Raw genomic sequence first — 20,143 nt, 5'->3', positions numbered from 1 at the left:
CCCCCACTATCTGAACTACCATCTATGAAGTTATCAAAGAGCAATAAACGAACTGGAAATTACCTCGAAAGAGGATTCTAAACTTACTATACGAGGAGAGAGGATGGATGAAAAAAGCGGAAGTTGGCAATATCATTGAATTTAGAGATGGGCTTCAAGGCATCGTTGAAAAGGTGAACGAAAACTCAGTCATTGTTGACTTAACTTACATGGACAATTATAGAGATTTGGAACTTGACCAAAGAACGGTTGTAAATCATAAAAACTATAAAGTAATCAAAGGATCCATAGTATAAACAATATAAACCTTGAAAACCCTAATGTTACTCCATTAGGGTTTTGGTTTGGAAAGAGTACATATAATCTTTGTAGATGGAGGTGTATCAATGTGATCTTACAGAAGTGGCTAAGCGACAAGAGACTTATTCTCGGCATTCTACTTGCACATCTATTGCTTTTCTATACCTTTCAAAACAAGGTTGTGTTTTGGTATATATTCACTGCTACCATGCTATTACTCATTAGTTATTCCATCCTACACGAGGAAATCGAAGATCATGTGAAGATGATGAATTATTTGCTCATAGGATCGATTTCAGGTGCTATTCTTTTCAGCATCTTCTTTGTCGGCAGAGTTTTTATTGATATCACTCATTTGCCCTTTGACAGGGAAATTGCCAAGCTCTATAGTCGCCTTTCACCTTCCGTATTATGGCATTACATCGTTCTTTTGTTGGTCATCATCCCTGGCGAAGAAATCTTTTGGCGCGGCTTTATTCAAAAGAGAATACAAAAAATCTCTAAGCAGTGGACAGGGATTTTTATTGCATCTCTTCTCTATGCATCGGCCCATGTATATTCTGGCTCGTTTGTTCTCCCTTTGGCTGCCCTTATTTCAGGAGTGTTCTGGGGATATTTATACAGCTGGAAGAAAAGTCTCCCTCTTGTCATTGTATCCCATTTGATTTTCGATTTATTTTTATTTGTCATCTATCCTTTAAATTGATCGAAAAAGACTCTGATCCCACGGAGTCTTTTTTCGATTCTAGTCCTTCATCCATAAAAGAATGATAAAAACAAGGCAACAGTAACCGAAGATTGGATATAAGAATGATAGCAGTACCCCATACTCAATTAGACTAATCAGATAGGTGATGGCAAAGATACCACTCACGATCAAAATGCTAGGCAGGGAAAAATAGGTTTTCACCTGACGTTCCAATCCAAACACATTGCCGATGACTGAGGTAAAAATTTCTCCATAAATAACTAGAATAAAAATCCAATAGAAGCCTGATGCTAGATTCTTCATAATAACGGCCATTGGAATTTCATAGCTCTCAAGATCGGGGAGCATCACTAACGTAAAGTGACTCGAAAGAAGGATCAACGTTAATAGGAGCCCCCCAATAATCCCTCCCCATTTTACCGTCCTGTCATCCTTGATTTCCGCCGCAACAGGGACAAGAACCGCCTGTGCAAGACCTAGATTCAGGGCTGTGTAGGAAAAGGGAGCAACCACCGATTTCCACCCATCCTCCGCATAGGGAATAAATAGGACCTGCTCAAGAAAATTAGGTAACCTCATCGAAAGAAGCATCAGCATAAAGCTAAACCCCACCATGATCGGTACCACGAAGCTATTAACAGCAAAGATGCCCTTCGTCCCCATAATCATGACGAGTATCGAAAGAAAAATCGTCACGAATAACCCCAAGCTCTTGGATAAGCCTAATTGTTCACTAAACACGGCACCTGCACCTGAGAGCATGACTGCACATACTCCCAGCAGCATGAAAAGCATAAGGAGATTTACGACTGTGCCAATATATTTTCCAAACAAATATAAATTGAATTCTTGATAGGAGCGCGCGCCAATTCTTGCTGAGATTCTCATTAGCTTCGATCCATGAAAAATGAATATATACCCGCTCATCAATATCCCTACTAAGCCAATAAAACCAAAGCGAGAAAAGAATTCTACAATCTCACGGCCTGTTGCGAAACCTGCTCCAACAACAGTCCCCACATATACAGCTGCAATTTGGAAGGCAGCCCCCCAATTTGTCTTCATCTAAATACCTCCCTCCCTCTCAATATATGAAAGGAAGGACAAACCATGACGAGCAAAATTTTTTCGACAAAACACTTGAAAGTCAAAAAAGGTCAAAGTATAATAAAGTCACAAAGGTCAAATATAGTCAAAGTCAAATCATTTGGAGGAGGAATGGTTAATGTATTGTCAAAAATGTCAACAAGCAAATGCGCAAGTTCATTTATCCATGAATGTAAACGGAGTAGAGAAACAATTTCATCTTTGCCATAATTGCTACAAGACTGAAAGAGCGAAGATCGGTACGGCATTTGGCCCAAGCATGACAGGTTTCTCTCCCTTCAATCAAATGCCAATGGAAGATTTAATTAAGAAATTTGTCACACCTGATTTACAGCAAACGCTAGATTCAAATCCTAATACAGCAAAAGGGACTGGAGGATTTATCGACCAATTCGGTAGAAATCTCACCCAGATGGCTAGAACTGGACTCATCGATCCAGTAATCGGCCGAGAGGAAGAGGTAAATCGCGTAATTGAGATTCTAAATAGACGAAACAAAAATAACCCTGTCTTAATTGGAGAGCCGGGCGTCGGTAAAACAGCGATTGCGGAGGATTTAGCTGCAAGAATTGCGGAAGGCAAAGTTCCAAATAAACTAAAAAATAAAGAGGTCTTTCTACTAGATGTTGCCTCCCTTGTTGCTAACACAGGAATCCGAGGTCAATTTGAGGAAAGAATGAAGCGCATGATTCAAGAGCTGCAACAAAGAAAAAATATCATTCTTTTTATCGATGAAATCCATCTCCTTGTTGGGGCTGGCTCTGCTGAAGGGTCAATGGATGCAGGAAACATATTGAAACCTGCTCTTGCCCGTGGCGAGCTGCAGCTAGTTGGCGCTACGACTTTAAAGGAATACCGTAATATTGAAAAGGATGCAGCCCTTGAACGCCGCTTCCAACCAGTTATCGTACAGGAGCCTAGTGTAGACCAAGCCATTGAAATTTTACAAGGCTTGAAAGAAAAATATGAAAACTTCCATGAAGTCACCTATACAGATGATGCACTTCGGGCATGTGTGACCCTCTCCCATCGCTATATTCAGGATCGTTTCCTTCCTGATAAAGCGATAGATTTAATGGATGAGGCGGGCTCAAAGCTTAATCTTCATTCAGACTATCCTTCAACGGATAAAATCGATGAACGCTTGAAAGAAATTGCTAGAGAAAAGGAAGCTGTGTTAAAGGAAGAGAACTACGAAGCAGCCGCCAAGCTACGTGCAGAAGAAATGAAGCTTGAAAAGGCATTAAGCTCAACGGATCAGCTCACTCGTCCTACAGTTACCGTTCAGCATATCCAGGAGCTCATCGAGAAGAAAACAGGCATTCCAGTCGGTAAGCTTCAAGAAGATGAACAGACAAAAATGAAAAACTTATATGAGAGCTTATCAAAAAAAGTCGTTGGGCAAGCCGAAGCTGTCGAAAAGGTGACGAAGGCAATTAGAAGAAGTCGTGCGGGATTAAAGGCGAAGAACCGTCCAATCGGTTCCTTCCTCTTCGTCGGTCCAACTGGTGTTGGTAAAACTGAGCTTTCAAAAACCCTTGCAGAGGAGCTATTTGGCTCGAAGGATGCGATGATTCGCCTCGATATGAGTGAATATATGGAAAAGCATAGTGTCGCAAAGCTGATTGGTTCACCTCCAGGATATGTCGGCCACGAGGAGGCTGGGCAATTAACTGAAAAGGTTCGCAGAAATCCTTACAGCATTATCCTTTTAGACGAAATCGAAAAAGCTCATCTGGATGTTCAGCATATATTCTTGCAAATTTTAGATGATGGCCGACTCACAGACAGCCAAGGTAGGGTGGTTAGCTTCAAAGATACGGTCATTATTATGACAAGTAACGCAGGGGTTGGGCATAAAGAAATCAAGGTTGGATTCGGTAATGACCATACAACAAGGGAGCTTAATATTCTTGATTCATTAGGAAGCTTCTTCAAGCCTGAATTTCTTAATCGATTCGATAGCATCATAGAATTTAAGTCATTGGAGAAGAACCATTTACTAGAAATTGTTGAATTAATGTTAAGTGAATTAAATGACATGCTGAGAGGACAAGAAATTACACTTAGTGTCTCACAGGAAGTGAAGGAAGCACTTGTCGAAAAAGGCTATAATCCAACCTTCGGAGCCCGTCCACTACGCAGAGTCATTCAGGAACAGTTAGAGGATAAAATTACAGACATCGTTATTGACGATCCAAGCGCAAAATCCCTAATGGCCGTCATGGAAAATAACGAGATCAAAATCAAACATCAATAATATTTGCTTAAAGAGGACTCATCGTCCTCTTTTCTTAATGCAAGACAAATCAATATAATTGACAGTTACCCAAATCCCTGTCAAAATAAAGAAAACACTGCACATTATACTACATGCACAGTGTTTTCGTTGTAATTAGTTTTCTTTATTTTGGCTGCTGTGCTGGGAAATAGTCGTTTGTAGCGTAATCACGCTTCTTCGTGCTATCCTTCTCGTCGTACACAGCCTTCTTTACTTTCTCTATCTCTGCTTTTAATTCTTCAAGATTTACGCCTTTTTTCACAAGCTCCTCAGTCGCAATCAGAATGGCTTTATTCGATTCATCGGAAGAAATTTTTAATGACTCCAATGCTCCCTGAGGGTTATGGAATCCAGCTGCACTTTCTGCTGCGATGATATCCCAGAACCATTGTCCTTTACGAACATGCTCCTGTGCTTCCTTAATTTTCTCTTCACTTACACCTGATGTAATCATCTTGTTCACATAGTAGTGTGAGCTAATAGAAACATCCTCTGCAGCGTGTAATGCTGTCATATGTGTATCCTGAATCTTTTCAACACGATCCTTCAAATCATCGAGATCTCTGTTGGAGTGACATGTTCCGCATGAGGCCTCCATGGACTTAAGTGGAGATTTCCACCAGTGGGACGAAATTTTCTTTTTGCCATCTGCACGTTCATACGGCATATGACAGTCAGCACATGTTACTCCGGCCTCGCCATGTGGACCCTCAATATGAGTCTCAAAGTCAGGGTGTTGCGCTTTTATCATTGGAGTTCCCGATACATTGTGAACCCAATCTTTGTCAAATCCTCTTTGCTTAGCAACTGTATCATAGTATTTATACATATCCTCTGGTTTAAAGCCCTCAGACCATGGGAATGTTACCTCACCATTTTCTGGTGCAAAGTAGTATTCTACGTGACACTGTGCACATACATAGTTACGCATATCATTCTTCGTTGCTTTTGATACATCAATTCCTTGTGATTCCAAACCTTTCACTAAGCTTGGACGTGTGATGCGAAGATCCATTGTTTCTGGATCATGGCAGTCAGAGCAGCCAATCGGAGAGTGACCCATTGCTTCTGCAGCTGGCCAAACATCCTTATTGAAGCTTCCACCCCAATAATCATCGCCCATTTCCTCAATCAAATGTGGAACAGCTGTTGATTTACAAGTTAAACAAGAACCAATTGATTTATCTGTAATACGTAGAGTGGCACGGACGTCTTCATTTGCATACACGTGACCACGGTCTTCATTATAATCAAGAGCAAATCCATATCCGTTAAATAAAACTGGCAGGTATGGTTCTTTATCATGATCAAATTTTGGACGCTTTACGGAACCACTGTATTTTGTATCCTCTGTATCTTCTGCGTTTTTCATGTAGCTGTCATATTGAAGCGGGAATAAATCCTTAAACGCTTCATTGCTAATTTCATCCTTGCTTAAGCCTGTTTTGGCCGCAGTGGATGCTTTTTCAGAGTCCTGGCTAGAACAACCAGTCATCATGAATATGACAGCGACTAGGAGCAAAAATGCCCAATGATATTTCCTAGCCATTATTCCAGTTACCTCCTTTATTTTCTAAAAGCTCACCAGGTTTTGCTGGTTTATAGTAATCTTCTGTTTTGAAATTCTTTCCATGCGGTACTGATTGGTGACAGTCTGTACAGTCTTCCTTCGCATCATGGGACACATTTTTCACAGTATTCTCATGACAGCTAACACAGTTTTCCTTAATGATTTTTTCGGAATTTTCTGTCGCATGCAATACCCCAGGAATCTTCTCGACCCCGAGCGTATTATAGTAAATATGCCCCATACCAGCTTTTGCCTTTTCAGTCATCTTATGAACGATGTTGTCATGAGGCAGGTGGCAATCCCCGCAGGCAAGATCCGCATGGTTAGAATCAGCAAAGGAATCATGAACCTGTGTCATTAAATGACAGCTGCTACAAAACTCTGGTGAATCACTATAGGCTAGTCCCTTGACGGTGACAACCGACAAAATAATCCCAACAAAAACACCAATGAATAATAACATTTTTTTGTTTTTTAACATTTTCTCACCTCCCTCCAGTGTGGAAAATTTCTATTAAAGCACGATCGAATCTAGTTGACCAATCGTGTTCTAACCAAATTAGAGAGAGGCTTTTTCTTCAATCAATTGAATTAAATTCTCTTTCGTGGTCGGTCCAGTGAATCTCTCAACAATCACTCCATCTTTATTAATGATGATCGTTTCAGGCTGACCAATGACACTATATTTCTTAGAAACTTCCTCTTTTGTATCAAGTAAATAGAAGAGCTTTGAATCAGCTTCGGAAATATATTTTTTCATTCTCTTACTCGATTCGCCTTTCGCAATGACGATCAGCTGGGCATCCTTATATTCACTGTTAAACGCCTCAAGCTCTGGAGCTTCATCAATACAAGGCTGACACCAGGTTGCAAAGAAGTTAATCACGACTGTCTGGCCCTTATAGTCTGATAGTTTATGTGTTTTTCCATTCATGTCCTTTAATTCAAAGTCAATCGCATTGTCTCCGGGTGTCGTCGATGCCTTTCCTTCAAGTCCATTGATGAGGAACCCAATCACCCCGATGACAACCACGATGACGACAATAGGTATAATTTTTTTGGCCATCCTTTTTCACCCGCTCTACTTTCCTTATTCTTCCGAATTCCACTCTTCAAGCTGTTTTATTTCCTTTTGTAAAGCCTTTTGTCTTTTCCCCAAAAATAACACATAGCCTGCAATTAAAGCCCAAGTCACTGAATAAGCCAAAAATAAGTAGTTCATTCTCCATTCCTCCTCATTAGCTCGCTAATTTGTTCATGATTTTGTTTTTGGATCTCTTCACGATTGTACGCATTCTCTCAATCTCTGCCCCTTTTCTCATTAGGAACACATATAGTAGGGTAATGGTAAAGACAGAGAATAGTAATGTTACAAGCATTTCAGGCTCAATTCCGCCGCCCGTTTGATTTTTTCCTTCACCAAAGACAATCGGATGCAGCTTCGTATTCCACCAGCGAATGGCCATGAAGACGATCGGTACATTCAAACAGCCGATAATCCCAAACACAGAAGAAAGCTTCGCAATCCTTTCCCATGAACCATCCATTTTCCTAATGAACAAAAACGCCACATAGATAAACCAGAGAACAAGGGTTGTGACAAGGCGCGGCTCCCAGCTCCACCATGTATTCCAGCTTGCTCTTCCCCATGTCATTCCCGTAATTAAGGTAATCGTTGTAAAAAGAACACCGATTTCTGCGGAAACTCCGGCATAAATAAAGCGATTTAGCTTTGGTTTAATTAATGTCATGACGCTATAAAAGCCGACAACGAAGAAGGCAAGGAATGCCACCCATGCTGTTCCCACATGAATATAGAAAATCTTCTGTGTCACTCCCATGATTTTTTCTACTGGTGACCAGATAAAGATCAAATAAAATAGAACGAAAACCGCAGGAATAAGAACATATAGTAACGCTCGATCGATAAGATTGGATCTCTGCTCCATCATGATCCCTCCATAATAAATTCAAATAAAAGAAAGCAGGCAGCTAAAAATAAAAGATCGTAGGCAGCCATGAGCTGCAGCCAAGAAATTGCCGACTGAATTTCTGTGTTCTCAAGAACAATATTCGTTGCTTGCACACCCGCGATCATTAACGGGCTGATAAGCGGTAACAGAAGGACTGGAAGCAGCATTTCGCTATTCTTCGCATTAGCTGCCAATGCTGCAAGAAACGTCCCCACAATAATGAAGCCAAATGTGCCAGCGAGTACGATGAGAATAAACCACAGATAAGAACTCGTGAACCGATATCCGAATAAGAGAAACAAGACTGGAATACTGACGACTTGAACGAGTGAAACTAGAACAAAGTTCGCGATCACCTTCCCGATGTAAATACTCGACGGATCGATAGGCGCTGACCTCAAGCCGATTAAGCAATTGTTCTCAAGCTCTGACACGAATGAACGATTGAGGCCAAGAATTCCAGAAAAGATCGTAATGATCCATATTAATCCAGGAATCACGGCTTTCACCATATTGTTTGTCGGGTCAAAAGCAAAGCTAAAGATAAGAATCACCAATGCTGCAAAGACAAGCATCATCCCAATTGTCTGCTTCGTTTTTAATTCGCTTCGCAAATCCTTTCCTGCGATGGTGAAGGCATCCATCAGAATCGTCTTCATCCTTCGGACACCACCTTTTCATACCATTCTTTCATCCCATATAGGTCCATGCTTTCTGCGAGCTCTCTCGTTTCAACGATTTTTCCTTTTTTTAATACCGCTACTCGATCAGCAAGCTTATGCACCTGTTCAAAATCATGGGAGATGATGAGAATGGATGTTCCACTATTCTTTTTGTCGATAATGATTTTATTTAATAATTGGACTGCTTCTTGATCCAGCCCTGTATGCGGCTCATCAAGCATTAAAATATCAGGTTCTGCAAGCAACACTCTTGCTATCGCAAGCCGCTGCATCATTCCCCTTGAGAAGGAACGAATCGGAACATCCTTGAACAGATACAAGCCAACCTCTTTCAGAAGTTCTTTCATTCTTTCCTCAAGATTCTTAACCTTATACAGCTTTCCATAAAACTGCAGATTTTCCAGCGGTGAAAGATTGTTGTATAGAAAGGATTCATGCCCTAGAAATCCAATTTTTTTTCGTGCAATCGCCGATTTTTTCTTAACGAGATTCCCATCGAGAATGATTTCTCCGCCACTCGGCTGCAACAGCCCGACCGTACATTTGAAGAATGTGCTCTTGCCTGCACCGTTAGGTCCAACAACTGCAAGGATTTCACCCTTTCCTAACGTCAGGGACACATTTCTTAAAATTAGCTTGTCTCCGAGAATCTTTGTTAGATTTTTGATTTCCAGCATCGCTTTCAACTCTTTCTTTTCAAATAAACTGCTGCAATTGTCTCATCGTTTGCTCAAGATGCTTTTCCAGCTCTTTCTTTTTGTTTGCTAGCCCTGCATTTTCTAATTCTTCTTGCTCGTATTTGCTTCTTAACTCATTTAATTCCTTTTCAAGCATATTTTTCTTCGTTAACAGCAGTTGAAACTGCTCTTCATTCGAGTCTGACTTTTCGATTGGCTTTTTTCTTCTTTTGATGAAATAATAGCCGATTACAAAGATCACAATGATGACTAAGAGAAGGTGCGGGTTCAATTTGTTCAAGCCTGGTGTTGTTAACCAAAACGTGACAAGCCATTCCGGATGAAATGCTGGAATGTCCATCTTTACCTTCCTTTCTGCTTTCTTAATTTTTGTAGCTCTGCTAGAATTTCTAATTCTACCTTGTCGGAACCGCGTTTTGTATTACTCTGCTTTTTCTTCGTCTGTCCCTGTTTCATCATGCCTGCCGCAAGTAGCTGATATTGCTCCTTAAGGCTTGTATAGTCTGCTTCGCTAATTTTTTTCATTAAGTAATCCATCTCAAGCTCATTTACTGCCCCGTAAATTGCTTCTAGAGTAAAAGTATCTTCTCCAGTATTTGCTTCCGTAAGCTTTCCCTCTTTACCTGTGAAAAAGGGAGAAATGATAAAATAGAGGCAGGTCAGAATCATAATGGAACTTGCTATGAGAAAAATAAAATCCATTTTTATCAGCTCCTAAAAATGCTTTCGGCGCTCTTCTTCGAAAATTTTCGCAGTAATTTCCTTATCTAATTCGGAATCCCACGAAAGGTCTTGCTCCTTCGCCTCTACCTTGTTCTTAACCTTAATCTTCCTTAACCAAAACCCGACAACAGCTATTCCTGCCAAAACTCCTACAACAGGCATTCCCCAAGCGATTAGTCCACTTTTATCAGTTGCTGGTTCCTTGAGTGCTGCCTGGCCATATTCATCGACGTAAAATTGGATGATTTCATCGGCTTTCATGCCATCATTGAGCATCTGGGTCACTTCATCGTAATACATTTGCTTTACCTTACAGGTAGAAAGTTCATCATTCGCATGCCCCTGCATATAAAGCTGGGAAACGACTTCCTGAAATTCCTTCGAGTTATAATCATAGTCTGCGAATGCTGTTATCGGAATGAATAATAAAATGACTAATAATAGGAATGCTTTCCTTCTCAATTTCACACACCCGCCTTAGCGCTTCTTTGCTTTAATCTAAGAGCACGAGAGGATGTTGTTTTGCCCCCAATAAGCGCAATTGCTGTTCCAAATACCATAATAAGTCCTCCCGTCCAAATCCAGCTAACGAATGGATTAACCTTTACTTGGAAGGTTGCTTTCTCCTTGTCCTCCCAGGAGCTTAGAACGATATACAAATCCTCTTTCCAATTTGTTTTGATGGCTACTTCCGTTGATGGCTCTGGCCATGTTTCATAGAAGATTTTTTCAGGCTTAATCGTGCCGATGCTTTTTCCTTTATAGGTGGTGTCAAGCTTAGCTACGACGATGCCATTGCCATTTTTTTGATGCTCAGATAGCCCTTGGAAGGTCATTTCGTAATGGCCAATCTTGATCGTTTCACCAAGATTTACGGTCTTCATCACGTCCTGGACATAGGCATGAGAAGAGATAACGCCAATCGCGATGATCGCAATTCCCATGTGGACAATATAGCCGCCATACCTTCTTTGATTCTTCGTTAGTAGCTTGTATGCAGCCTTTAACACATTTTCTTTTGTTGCCTTTCTTCTTGCTCGTGTACCATCGATATATTCCTTCACATGTGTGGCAAACATGAAGACGGTGGCAGCTAACCCAATAATGGCAAATATCCCTTTCACACCCATCACGACAAGAATAATCGCTGAAATAACTCCTGCAGCTAAAGGCCAAATCACGCTTTTCAGGAATTTCTCTACGGTTGCTTTTTGCCATGCGATCAGTGGACAAATCGCCATTAAGACAATCAACGCAAGCATGATTGGTGCCATTACTTTATTGAAATACGGTGGTCCAACATTCACCTTCGTTCCGGTTAACGCTTCGGAAATCAGCGGGTACATGGAGCCCCAGAAAACGGCGAATGCCCCAGCAACAAGAATTAAGTTATTTAAAAGGAAGGAGCTTTCCTTAGAAAAATAGGATTCAATTGGATTTGTTTCTTTTTTGATAAGCTGATATCTCGTTATCACGACATAAAGTGATAGGGTCAACATAATCGCCATGAAGATTAAGAAATAGGTTCCGAGGTTTCCATCTCCAAAGGCGTGTACACTAGTTAGAACACCACTTCGTACTAAGAAAGTTCCAAACAAGCTGAGTGCATAAGAAATGATCACTAAGCTAATATTCCAGGTCTTGAGCATTCCTTTCCGCTCTTGAATCATGACGGAATGCAGGAAGGCTGATACGGTTAACCATGGGAGGAAGCTTGCATTTTCAACTGGATCCCAAGCCCAGTATCCACCCCAGCCCAATTCGAGATACGCCCACCAGCCGCCAATGATGTTTCCAAGGGTAAGAAACAACCAAGCAACTAATGTCCATCGTCTTGTAAGCTTGATCCATTCTGCATCCATTCTTTTGAGAATAAGGGCGGCAATCGCAAATGCAAATGGAACTGCAAGTCCTACATAGCCTAAATATAAAGTTACAGGGTGCAGGATCATTCCTGGATGCTGTAGCATCGGGTTCAAGCCTTTCCCGTCAGCAGGAATGATGTCTGTCATTTTAAATGGATTGCTGCTGAACACGAGAACTAGGAAGAAAAATAGGATATTCAATAGCAGAATGCTAGAAACATATGGCATCATCGGGTTTCTTTTTTCCTTGGAGAAAACAAGAAACCCTGCATATATGCATAAGAGGAAGAGCCATAATAATAGCGAACCAGCATTTCCTGCCCAAAAGGCAGTTAATTTATATACTAATGGCAAATTCTTACTCGTATAAGCAGCTACATACTCATATTGAAACTGGCTGGTTCCAAGATTATAGAGAAGGAGAAATGTAGCGATACTAGACACGAACACAAGGGATAGCACTCCACCTCGAGCACTTTCTAGTAATCTATTATTCTTGTTCTTAATTCCAATCAAATTGGCGATTAGTGCATAGACCGCAATCGCTATTCCTAAATAAAGTGCCGTATTCCCAATAATATACATACCGATCACCACCCTCCTTTCTATTCTTGTTTGTCTTCAATAACCTTTTGATGTGTTTTTGGGTCGTAATTTTCCATGTCTTGACCTTCATACTTGGAAGGGCATTTCGTCTGTACCTTCTCTGCCTCAAAAACACCCTTATCATTCATAAATCCCTCTACGATAACAATGACATCATCTGTGAAGTTATCTGGCTTAATCCCATTATGAAAAACGGACAATGTTTGATTATCCTCGTCATAGATTTCAAATTGAAGCTCAATTTTGTCAGCATTCCATTTTACTGAATCCTTATTTAACAGTCCTTGTGTCATCACGTAGTCATTCTTATATTGAGCACTGTTTTTGACAAGCTCAGAAATTTTGAGCTCCTTACTTCCTGCACTAGGCATGGATGTAAACATTAGAATCGAAAGTGCCACAGCCGCAAGGACTAATCCTGCAATGATTTTCGCATTTTTACTCAACCTAATTCCCCCCGAGTTTATTTAATAGCTCTTTGTATTCCTCTTCTGTGATTTGACCGTCCATTACCATCTGCCGAAGCTTCGCTTTCTTCATTTCGGTGTTATTTTCTTTTGCCTTTTCAGCTGGTTTTGTTTTCTTGCTTCGTGTTTTAAGGATGAAGAAAAGTAGAATACCTGCTAGAGCAGTCGTCCCACCTACAACTGAAACAATCAACCATGTAGGGATTTTCTCCTCGTTCTTCTTCGTTGTAGCTGCGGTCTTTTGACCTGTTTCTCCGGCCATCTCCTCCAAAATTTCAGCCGTCGTGCGATCATCGCTGCGCTCATATGCGAGCTTAACCTTCTTTTCATCGCCTGACTTCATACCCTTTATTTGATACAGAAACATATCCATGTTGTAGGTATTCTTTTGATGAGTTTCAGCCGCTGGTTCAAGCTTGAAACTATCAGATTTGAGAGGTTCGACAAAAATTAAGTTTACTAAGCCAATATCAGCAAAGCTTTTAAAGCTATATTCAAGAGTCTTCTGTTCCTTTGATACTTCAATGCCGTCTGTATAGTATTCAATGACAAATTTATAGACTTCCTGAGGTTCAATTTCTCTGCTCGTTTCCCAAGAAATAATCCCTTGTTTCTGATCAAGCTCATACTCTATTTCGTTCATTTCCCTTAAATCAGTGGAATAGTCTGCGACATAGCCTAATTGAAAATTCTTTTCCTTTGTTGGTAGAGGAATTTCAATTTTTCCTTTGAGAGCCTTGTCGGTGTTGTTAATAAGTGAGCCATGATAGCCAATTAACAAGGGTGGTTGATTTTTATCCTTTGCTTTCGGATGATAGGAGTATTCCGGTAGGACCTGAATGGTCAGCTCCTCCATTTTCAATGAATTTTCCGATTCTTCTGCCTTTGTAAAAGCTGGCATAGCCAGAAAGAAACAAAGCGTGAGCGTCCATAAGACCGATATTTTTTTCATCATGAGCATCCTTTCTGAGCCTTGATTTCATCAGAGGAAATGTGACATTTTTGTGAAACTTTTCACATAAGTTTCCTTATTAGTTAAATAGATAGATTTCTTCTAAGTGGGTATAACTTCTATCTATATTTAAACCATTTTTAATCACTGTCATTCTGTGATCATTGTCACAAATTACTCTCTACGTATTACCAAATTGTGAACAAGGTATGATCAGATTGTTAATGAGTCTCTTTGAATAAAAAGCTTATAAAAAAAAGACTGACCCCAAAACATCTGGATCAGTCAGAATAATTTATAATTTTTTGTCATCTACAGTATTTAGCCAGCTTTCAATTTCTCCGACAACCGACTCAACACAGCCGTCTTCAAATGGAGAAATGAGGTTCGCTTCCTTCACAAGCTCGGTAAATGGTTTACTACCCCCTAGCTTGCAAAGCTTAACATAATCTTCCCATGCGCATTTCTGGTCTTCCCTTGAACGCTTCCAGAACTGGAAGGCACAAATTTGTGCCAAAGTATAGTCAATATAATAGAATGGTGAGTTATAAATATGGCCCTGGCGTTGCCAAAATCCCCCATTTTCCAAATATTCATTTCCGTCATAATCCTTATGAGGCAAATATTTTTTCTCAATTTCTCTCCAAACCTGCTTCCGTTCTTTTGGAGTCGCATTCGGATTTTCATAGACCCAATGCTGGAACTCATCGACAGAAACACCATAAGGTAAGAACAGTAGGCCAGAGCTCAAATGAGTGAACTTATATTTGTCGCTGTCTTCCTTAAAGAACCGCTCCATCCACGGCCAAGTGAAAAATTCCATGCTCATTGAATGAATTTCACATGCTTCATAGGTAGGCCAGTAATATTCAGGGATGTCAAAATGACGGCTTGAATATACTTGGAACGCATGGCCTGCTTCATGGGTTAAAACATCAATGTCATAGGAAGTCCCATTAAAGTTCGAAAAAATAAATGGTGCCTTATAATTTTCAATAAAGGTACAATAGCCCCCACCAGCTTTCCCCTTCTTAGCCACAAGATCCATTAACTCATTCTCTCTCATAAAGGTAAAGAACTCACCAGTTTCCTTCGAGAGCTCATCATACATTTTTTGGCCGTTTTCGATAATCCATTCAGGGCTACCTTTTGGAACCGCATTACCAGATTCGAAATTGAACCCTTCATCATAGTATTTAAGGGAATCTACCCCAATTCTTTCCTGCTGACGTTTTTTTAGCTTCGTTGCTACAGGGACGATATACTCTTTCACCTGGTCACGGAATTTTGCTACCATTTCAGCATTATAATCAGTCCGTTGCATACGGTGGTAAGCAAGCTCGACGAAGTTATTGTAGCCAAGTTTATGAGCAATTTCAGTACGAACTTTTACTAAATCGTCAAAGATTCTGTCGAGCTCCTCCTCATGACTAGCCAAGAATCCAAAGCGGGCTTCACTCGCTCTCTTTCTCATATCGCGGTCCTTTGATTCCGTAAAAGGCTCCATTTGGGCAAGAGTTCGTTCCTCCCCTTCAAACATGATTTTCGCTGAAGCCATCAGCTTCGTATATTCAGTTGATAATTTATTTTCCTTTTGTAATAGAGGAACAATTTCCGGTGAGAACACCTTCAACTGTGCTTCTGCAAGGGCAAATAATTGCTTCCCCCACCTCGCTTCTAGCTCCGCACGAAACCTAGAGTGAACAAGTGCTTCATAGTATTTCGTAACTAAACCATCAACCTGAGGCTCTAATTCATCCATTACATCTTGCTCGGCCTGATAGAATTCATCGTTTGTATCAACAGAATGACGAATATACACAAGATTGAACATCGTTCCTAAATCATTGCGAAGATCATTAATCTCCCTCATTGCTTCATTTTGCTCTTCAAAAGTGGTGGCATCTTTAAATTTTTGCAAAGCTTTATCAAAGCTCTGCTCAACAGCTTCAAAATTTGGTCTGGAATATGTATATTGACTGAACCCCATTTGAAAGCCCCCTTTTCAAAAAATTAAGAAATTACAAAAGCAATTATACTAGAAAGAAACGAAGCGGTCTATTTTGAAAAAAATACGGCCCTTTATTCAGGACCGTAAGCAGCAAATATACAGTTATTTTCCGGCAGATAATCCAAGCTTCTTCAATAGTGTGATCGCGACCTCTTTCTCCTCAGGTGAAAGCTCAGACATTAATTGATGGATCTTTCTTTCATGATCAGGGAAAACATCTTCAATAAATTGCTTGCCATGATCAGTAATTTGGGCAAACGTGACCCTTCGATCATTGGGACAGGCGACCCTTCTTAAATATCCCTTTTCCTCAAGCTTATCCACGACATAAGTGATGCTTCCACTTGCTAAAAGAATTTTACCACCGATTTGCTGCAGAGGTTGATCCCCTTTATGATATAAAAGCTCCAATACCGCAAATTCTGTTGGATTCAAGCCATATGTCTGGATCATTTTATTTACATTTTCATTGACAGCACGATAGGCTCTGGATAAAACAATGAATAATTTTAATGATTGTTTAACATCTTCTGAAGGCATTTTTTTCATTTCCTTTAATTTGAGAATTTTCAATATGAAGTATTCACTTAAAGTTATTATAGAAAAATCCTTATGCAGATGTCAATTTCATATATATGTTTGGCCTTTTTAATCTCTAAAAGTGTTATAATGAAAAGCGCCATTTATTAAAAGTGTTGAGGTTATTTATGATTAGGATACGTAAAAGAACAATGATTCTTTATATCATCATTGTGATTATTCCGACATTACTTGCTAGTTTTATGTTTATTCAAGCACGAAACAAAGAAAATCTTCAAGATAGAATAGAGGATGCGAGATGGTTCGCATCCATACATGAATCATACTGGGATGAATGCATCGGAGACACGGTTAAAACCCTCGAAATGCTATCGATGACCGCTACCACTCTGTTTGCTGATTTGAATAAGATGAAGCCCCTCCTTGATACTACCCAGGAATCCGACCCTCGGTATGGGGGAATATACATCCTTAATAAAAGAGGAAATATCATAACGGGTTCAAATGATGCTTTTACAAAGGACGGCTTGCTCCATGTTGATTTTGTAAAAGAAGTGATGTTAACAAAAGATATTGTCATTTCGAATAAGAAGATGGTTTCGGAAAATGGGCAATACTTGATTGGTCTTGCTGCTCCAGTCATCAACGAGAACGATGAATTAATTGCCATTAGCGTGATTTTTCTAAGACTGGATTATATTGAAAATATCATGAAGGTCCTCACTCCTGAATCAAGCTTATTTGTGTTAAGTTCCGATAATGAACCACTAATTAAATTTAACATTGGAGCTCAAAATGAAAGCTTGAGCAAAGGAAAATGGATAACGATGCCCATTGATAGGCTGCCATGGAAAATAAAGGTGAAAGTGGCAGAGCAGGATGCAAAAGGAATCTATTTCAACAATTTAAAAGTAATTGGAACCATTTTGATTCTTACACATGTGCTATTTTTATTCATCATATATCTGCTCCTAAAACAACAAGCTGCTCGCGAGAAACAAGAACTTGAAACACAGAAGCTAGAATTAGTTGGGACACTTGCTGCGAGTACTGCTCATGAAATTAGAAATCCTTTAACTGGGATTAAGGGTTTGGTTCAGCTATTAAGTGAAAAATACGAAAACCCAGCAGACCAATTTTATTTCTCAGTAATCAATCAAGAAATAGAAAGAATCAATGAAATAGCGAGTGAATTTCTAATCCTTGGAAAGCCAACAGCCCAAAGCTTAGCACCTGTAGATTTAACAGAGATACTTCAAGAGCTCCATCCCCTTATTTCAACAGAGGCTGTGCTAAAACAAACGGAATTTGTTTGCGAAATTCCATCACAGCCAATTCTGGTCATGTGTACAAAGGATCAAATGAAGCAAGTCATCCTAAATATTACGAGAAATGCCTTTGAAGCGATGGATAGTGGGGGAATGATTTCAATTGTATTGCGGAAGAAGCATCGGCATTGCGAGTTAACCATTATGGATAACGGGACAGGAATTGAGCCAGAGCTGCTTGAGAAAGTGTTTACTCCATTCTATACATCAAAAGCAACCGGTACTGGTTTGGGACTAGTTGTTTGCCAACGTATTTTGAATTCCTTTGGAGGTAGGATTCAAATTACCAGTAAGGAGAACAAAGGAACAACGGTTACCATAATCCTCCCTCTGAAAAGAAATCAATAAGCTTGACGAAAATAGCCAATAAGAATGATCCTGCAGTCTTTCATGCAGGATCATTTTTTGATCTTTTTAACGAAAATTACCCAAATTCTAGTTGATTTCTTGTAACATAGGAATATACGAACTGAAGAAAGAAGGGTAAACATTTGAGTCAAGCTGCACTTACATCATCCTATAAGAAGGAAATGACAAATACAAACTTCAAAATTCTCGTCATTCTTGGGATCTGTCATCTTCTAAATGATTCGATTCAGGCTGTGGTTCCAGCAATGTTTCCGATCCTCGAGAAATCAATGGGATTAACCTTTACTCAACTGGGTATTATTGCATTCTCACTGAATATGGTTTCCTCCGTCATGCAGCCAATCGTTGGGGTCGCTACAGATAAAAGACCCATGCCATTTGCCTTGCCTATAGGCTTAACTTCAACACTTTTCGGTGTGCTTGGCTTAGCTTTCGCCCCATCTTTTGCTTGGATTGTTCTTGCCGTTTTTTTTATCGGTCTTGGTTCAGCGGTATTCCACCCGGAAGGTTCAAGAGTCGCTCATATGGCAGCAGGGAGCAAAAGAGGATTGGCACAGTCCATCTACCAGGTTGGTGGTAACACCGGCCAAGCGTTGGCACCTTTAATTACAGCACTAATCCTCGTACCACTAGGTCAGAAGGGAGCTGCATGGTTTACGCTTGTAGCTGCCATGGCTGTAATCCTGTTAGTTTATATTGCCATCTGGTACTCGAAAAAATTAAATCTTGACATACAAGCCCTGAAGCAAAAAGGAAAGAATGCATTAGCAGCTGAGAATCCTTTTTCAGGCAAGATCATTTTTTATCTTACCTTATTGCTATTTTTAATCTTTGCTCGGTCCTGGTATGTATCTGGAATCACCAATTTTTATGCTTTTTATGCCATCGATAACTATGGATTTTCCATCCAGAAAGCGCAAGGATTCTTATTTGCCTTTTTAGTCGCAGGTGCGTTAGGTACGTTTTTTGGTGGTCCACTTGCCGACCGTTTTGGAAAAAGAAATATTATTCTTATTTCCCTTGTAGGGACTGCTCCACTTTCTATCATCATGCCCTTTGTCCCACAAACATTTGCCTTTATTATTTTGATGCTTACTGGATTCATTCTTATGTCAAGCTTTTCGGTAACGGTCGTCTATGCTCAGGAGCTTGTACCTGGGAAGGTTGGCTTGATGTCAGGGTTAACAGTGGGCTTAGCATTTGGAATGGGAGCTATTGGCTCGATTGTATTAGGGTATCTCGCCGATCAGATCGGTCTATCTTTAACGATTATTTTAACAGGATTTTTACCGTTGCTAGGAATACTGACTTTGCTTCTTCCGAAGGATTAAAAGGATGGGATGCCCCATCCTTTTTTTGATCCACATTTTACTCATAAAATCCTAAATTGAAGGCAAAATAGAAAAAGGCTCTTCCAAACAATTCAAAAGGTAGGTGATCAAAATGGGACACTTTAAGGCAATGGCAATAAAGTTTTTAGCAACCTTAGCAATTTTGTATTTTATTTTAGGTCTTTATTACGGGATGACATTTGGGAATGTATTCCTCATCACTTTAATCTTAGGGGTCGTATCCTATTTTGTAGGTGATTTGGGAATTTTGCCGAGGACAAACAATTTTGTTGCGACACTGGCTGACCTAGGGCTATCCCTTGCAGTTATTTGGGTCATGATCTCCCTACTAACTGCCTCAAAAACTGCCTTCACAATGGCTCTTTTTTCAGCAATTGGAGTGGCAGTATGCGAGTATTTCTTCCATAATTATATGTTCAATTTCACAAATAACGGCCGAAATAGAAGGGAATCAACTCGCCCCCATACATTCCAATACCAAACAGAGGCATCTGAAGAGTTCTCGCCAGATTTCAATAACAATAAAAATGACAACGAATAAGCATGAAAGGAAAAAACACAAGCCTCTTCGACTTGTGTTTTTTCCTTTGTCTATTTTTTGCAAGCTTT

The 20,143-nt window shown here is 40.0% G+C and carries 22 protein-coding genes; 6 read left to right on the top strand and 16 right to left on the bottom strand.

Translation table 11 applies throughout. From position 1 onward, the window contains the following. Positions 1–107 precede the first annotated feature (107 nt). Both J2S07_RS02065 and J2S07_RS02060 read left to right on the top strand, forming a co-directional pair. Positions 108–296 (top strand): YkvS family protein, encoded by a 189-nt coding sequence (locus J2S07_RS02065; protein ID WP_307148730.1) that lies wholly within the window; start codon positions 108–110, stop codon positions 294–296. Positions 297–388: 92 nt separating this feature from the next. Then, entirely contained in the window at positions 389–1,006 is a 618-nt protein-coding gene (locus J2S07_RS02060) for a CPBP family intramembrane glutamic endopeptidase (protein ID WP_307148729.1), read from the top strand. Between the two features lie 39 nt (positions 1,007–1,045). Here the strand turns inward: J2S07_RS02060 and J2S07_RS02055 are convergent, their stop codons facing one another. Further along, on the bottom strand, positions 1,046–2,074 hold the full coding sequence (locus J2S07_RS02055; RefSeq protein WP_307148728.1) for a YkvI family membrane protein: 1,029 nt from the start codon (positions 2,072–2,074) through the stop codon (positions 1,046–1,048). Between the two features lie 160 nt (positions 2,075–2,234). Between J2S07_RS02055 and J2S07_RS02050 the strand changes: the two genes are divergently transcribed. After that, positions 2,235–4,376: an ATP-dependent Clp protease ATP-binding subunit gene (locus J2S07_RS02050; RefSeq protein WP_307148727.1), complete on the top strand. Its 2,142-nt coding sequence runs from the start codon at positions 2,235–2,237 to the stop codon at positions 4,374–4,376. Between the two features lie 145 nt (positions 4,377–4,521). On the opposite strand, the gene J2S07_RS02045 is transcribed toward J2S07_RS02050, so the two are convergent. From J2S07_RS02045 to J2S07_RS01975, 15 genes are all read right to left on the bottom strand, one after another. Then, positions 4,522–5,946, bottom strand: a complete 1,425-nt coding sequence (locus J2S07_RS02045) for an ammonia-forming cytochrome c nitrite reductase subunit c552 (protein WP_307148726.1) — start codon at positions 5,944–5,946, stop codon at positions 4,522–4,524. Continuing rightward, positions 5,939–6,448: a cytochrome c3 family protein gene (locus J2S07_RS02040; protein WP_307148725.1), complete on the bottom strand. Its 510-nt coding sequence runs from the start codon at positions 6,446–6,448 to the stop codon at positions 5,939–5,941. The genes J2S07_RS02045 and J2S07_RS02040 overlap by 8 nt, the downstream gene beginning before the upstream one ends. A gap of 78 nt (positions 6,449–6,526) precedes the next feature. After that, on the bottom strand, positions 6,527–7,033 hold the full coding sequence (locus J2S07_RS02035; RefSeq protein WP_307148724.1) for a TlpA family protein disulfide reductase: 507 nt from the start codon (positions 7,031–7,033) through the stop codon (positions 6,527–6,529). Positions 7,034–7,057: 24 nt separating this feature from the next. Continuing rightward, on the bottom strand, positions 7,058–7,189 hold the full coding sequence (locus tag J2S07_RS02030; protein WP_307148723.1) for a CcmD family protein: 132 nt from the start codon (positions 7,187–7,189) through the stop codon (positions 7,058–7,060). A gap of 16 nt (positions 7,190–7,205) precedes the next feature. Beyond that, positions 7,206–7,916, bottom strand: a complete 711-nt coding sequence (locus tag J2S07_RS02025; RefSeq protein WP_307148722.1) for a cytochrome c biogenesis protein — start codon at positions 7,914–7,916, stop codon at positions 7,206–7,208. Further along, a complete protein-coding gene (locus tag J2S07_RS02020; RefSeq protein WP_307148721.1) occupies positions 7,916–8,599 on the bottom strand; it encodes a heme exporter protein CcmB in 684 nt (227 codons plus the stop codon). The genes J2S07_RS02025 and J2S07_RS02020 overlap by 1 nt, the downstream gene beginning before the upstream one ends. Continuing rightward, entirely contained in the window at positions 8,596–9,300 is a 705-nt protein-coding gene (gene ccmA, locus J2S07_RS02015; protein WP_307148720.1) for a heme ABC exporter ATP-binding protein CcmA, read from the bottom strand. Before ccmA ends, J2S07_RS02020 begins: the two co-directional genes overlap by 4 nt. Before the next feature lie 19 nt (positions 9,301–9,319). Continuing rightward, a complete protein-coding gene (locus tag J2S07_RS02010; protein ID WP_307148719.1) occupies positions 9,320–9,661 on the bottom strand; it encodes a hypothetical protein in 342 nt (113 codons plus the stop codon). A 2-nt stretch (positions 9,662–9,663) separates the two neighbouring features. Further along, positions 9,664–10,023 (bottom strand): hypothetical protein, encoded by a 360-nt coding sequence (locus J2S07_RS02005; RefSeq protein WP_307148718.1) that lies wholly within the window; start codon positions 10,021–10,023, stop codon positions 9,664–9,666. A gap of 12 nt (positions 10,024–10,035) precedes the next feature. Then, positions 10,036–10,506 (bottom strand): cytochrome c-type biogenesis protein CcmH, encoded by a 471-nt coding sequence (locus tag J2S07_RS02000; protein ID WP_307148717.1) that lies wholly within the window; start codon positions 10,504–10,506, stop codon positions 10,036–10,038. Positions 10,507–10,508: 2 nt separating this feature from the next. After that, positions 10,509–12,494 carry a heme lyase CcmF/NrfE family subunit gene (locus J2S07_RS01995; RefSeq protein WP_307148716.1) on the bottom strand — a complete coding sequence of 662 codons (1,986 nt, stop codon included), beginning with the start codon at positions 12,492–12,494 and terminating at the stop codon, positions 10,509–10,511. 20 nt (positions 12,495–12,514) lie between these two features. Next, complete coding sequence (locus J2S07_RS01990; protein WP_307148715.1) at positions 12,515–12,961, bottom strand: cytochrome c maturation protein CcmE; 447 nt, start codon at positions 12,959–12,961, stop codon at positions 12,515–12,517. 1 nt (position 12,962) lies between these two features. Then, positions 12,963–13,934, bottom strand: a complete 972-nt coding sequence (locus tag J2S07_RS01985) for a hypothetical protein (protein WP_307148714.1) — start codon at positions 13,932–13,934, stop codon at positions 12,963–12,965. Between the two features lie 295 nt (positions 13,935–14,229). Beyond that, entirely contained in the window at positions 14,230–15,924 is a 1,695-nt protein-coding gene (locus tag J2S07_RS01980; protein WP_307148713.1) for a M3 family oligoendopeptidase, read from the bottom strand. A 123-nt stretch (positions 15,925–16,047) separates the two neighbouring features. Then, on the bottom strand, positions 16,048–16,485 hold the full coding sequence (locus J2S07_RS01975; protein WP_307148712.1) for a MarR family winged helix-turn-helix transcriptional regulator: 438 nt from the start codon (positions 16,483–16,485) through the stop codon (positions 16,048–16,050). Positions 16,486–16,652: 167 nt separating this feature from the next. Between J2S07_RS01975 and J2S07_RS01970 the strand changes: the two genes are divergently transcribed. The 3 genes from J2S07_RS01970 (at position 16,653) to J2S07_RS01960 (ending at position 20,075) form a co-directional block, all read left to right on the top strand. Further along, positions 16,653–18,161, top strand: coding sequence for an ATP-binding protein (locus J2S07_RS01970; protein WP_307148711.1), 1,509 nt, complete (start codon positions 16,653–16,655; stop codon positions 18,159–18,161). A 182-nt stretch (positions 18,162–18,343) separates the two neighbouring features. Next, positions 18,344–19,513 (top strand): MFS transporter, encoded by a 1,170-nt coding sequence (locus J2S07_RS01965; protein WP_307148743.1) that lies wholly within the window; start codon positions 18,344–18,346, stop codon positions 19,511–19,513. Positions 19,514–19,625: 112 nt separating this feature from the next. Beyond that, positions 19,626–20,075, top strand: a complete 450-nt coding sequence (locus tag J2S07_RS01960) for a YndM family protein (protein WP_307148710.1) — start codon at positions 19,626–19,628, stop codon at positions 20,073–20,075. Positions 20,076–20,143 lie beyond the last annotated feature (68 nt).

It is taken from the genome of Anoxybacillus andreesenii (assembly GCF_030813005.1).
Lineage (GTDB): Bacteria > Bacillota > Bacilli > Bacillales > Cytobacillaceae > Robertmurraya > Robertmurraya andreesenii.
This window is presented reverse-complemented; position numbering and strand designations above follow the sequence as displayed.

Bases quoted from the DNA above. Each gene is read 5' to 3' on its own strand.
- J2S07_RS02045 (WP_307148726.1), bottom strand. From the start codon at position 5,946: ATGGCTAGGAAATATCATTGGGCATTTTTGCTCCTAGTCGCTGTCATA.
- J2S07_RS02020 (WP_307148721.1), bottom strand. From the start codon at position 8,599: ATGAAGACGATTCTGATGGATGCCTTCACCATCGCAGGAAAGGATTTG.
- J2S07_RS02050 (WP_307148727.1), top strand. From the start codon at position 2,235: ATGTATTGTCAAAAATGTCAACAAGCAAATGCGCAAGTTCATTTATCC.
- J2S07_RS02035 (WP_307148724.1), bottom strand. From the start codon at position 7,033: ATGGCCAAAAAAATTATACCTATTGTCGTCATCGTGGTTGTCATCGGG.
- J2S07_RS02005 (WP_307148718.1), bottom strand. From the start codon at position 10,023: ATGGATTTTATTTTTCTCATAGCAAGTTCCATTATGATTCTGACCTGC.
- J2S07_RS01995 (WP_307148716.1), bottom strand. From the start codon at position 12,494: ATGTATATTATTGGGAATACGGCACTTTATTTAGGAATAGCGATTGCG.
- J2S07_RS01985 (WP_307148714.1), bottom strand. From the start codon at position 13,934: ATGAAAAAAATATCGGTCTTATGGACGCTCACGCTTTGTTTCTTTCTG.
- J2S07_RS02040 (WP_307148725.1), bottom strand. From the start codon at position 6,448: ATGTTAAAAAACAAAAAAATGTTATTATTCATTGGTGTTTTTGTTGGG.
- J2S07_RS02055 (WP_307148728.1), bottom strand. From the start codon at position 2,074: ATGAAGACAAATTGGGGGGCTGCCTTCCAAATTGCAGCTGTATATGTG.
- J2S07_RS02030 (WP_307148723.1), bottom strand. From the start codon at position 7,189: ATGAACTACTTATTTTTGGCTTATTCAGTGACTTGGGCTTTAATTGCA.
- J2S07_RS01975 (WP_307148712.1), bottom strand. From the start codon at position 16,485: ATGCCTTCAGAAGATGTTAAACAATCATTAAAATTATTCATTGTTTTA.
- J2S07_RS02065 (WP_307148730.1), top strand. From the start codon at position 108: ATGAAAAAAGCGGAAGTTGGCAATATCATTGAATTTAGAGATGGGCTT.
- J2S07_RS01965 (WP_307148743.1), top strand. From the start codon at position 18,344: ATGACAAATACAAACTTCAAAATTCTCGTCATTCTTGGGATCTGTCAT.
- J2S07_RS01960 (WP_307148710.1), top strand. From the start codon at position 19,626: ATGGGACACTTTAAGGCAATGGCAATAAAGTTTTTAGCAACCTTAGCA.
- J2S07_RS02010 (WP_307148719.1), bottom strand. From the start codon at position 9,661: ATGGACATTCCAGCATTTCATCCGGAATGGCTTGTCACGTTTTGGTTA.
- J2S07_RS01970 (WP_307148711.1), top strand. From the start codon at position 16,653: ATGATTAGGATACGTAAAAGAACAATGATTCTTTATATCATCATTGTG.
- J2S07_RS02025 (WP_307148722.1), bottom strand. From the start codon at position 7,916: ATGGAGCAGAGATCCAATCTTATCGATCGAGCGTTACTATATGTTCTT.
- ccmA (WP_307148720.1), bottom strand. From the start codon at position 9,300: ATGCTGGAAATCAAAAATCTAACAAAGATTCTCGGAGACAAGCTAATT.
- J2S07_RS01980 (WP_307148713.1), bottom strand. From the start codon at position 15,924: ATGGGGTTCAGTCAATATACATATTCCAGACCAAATTTTGAAGCTGTT.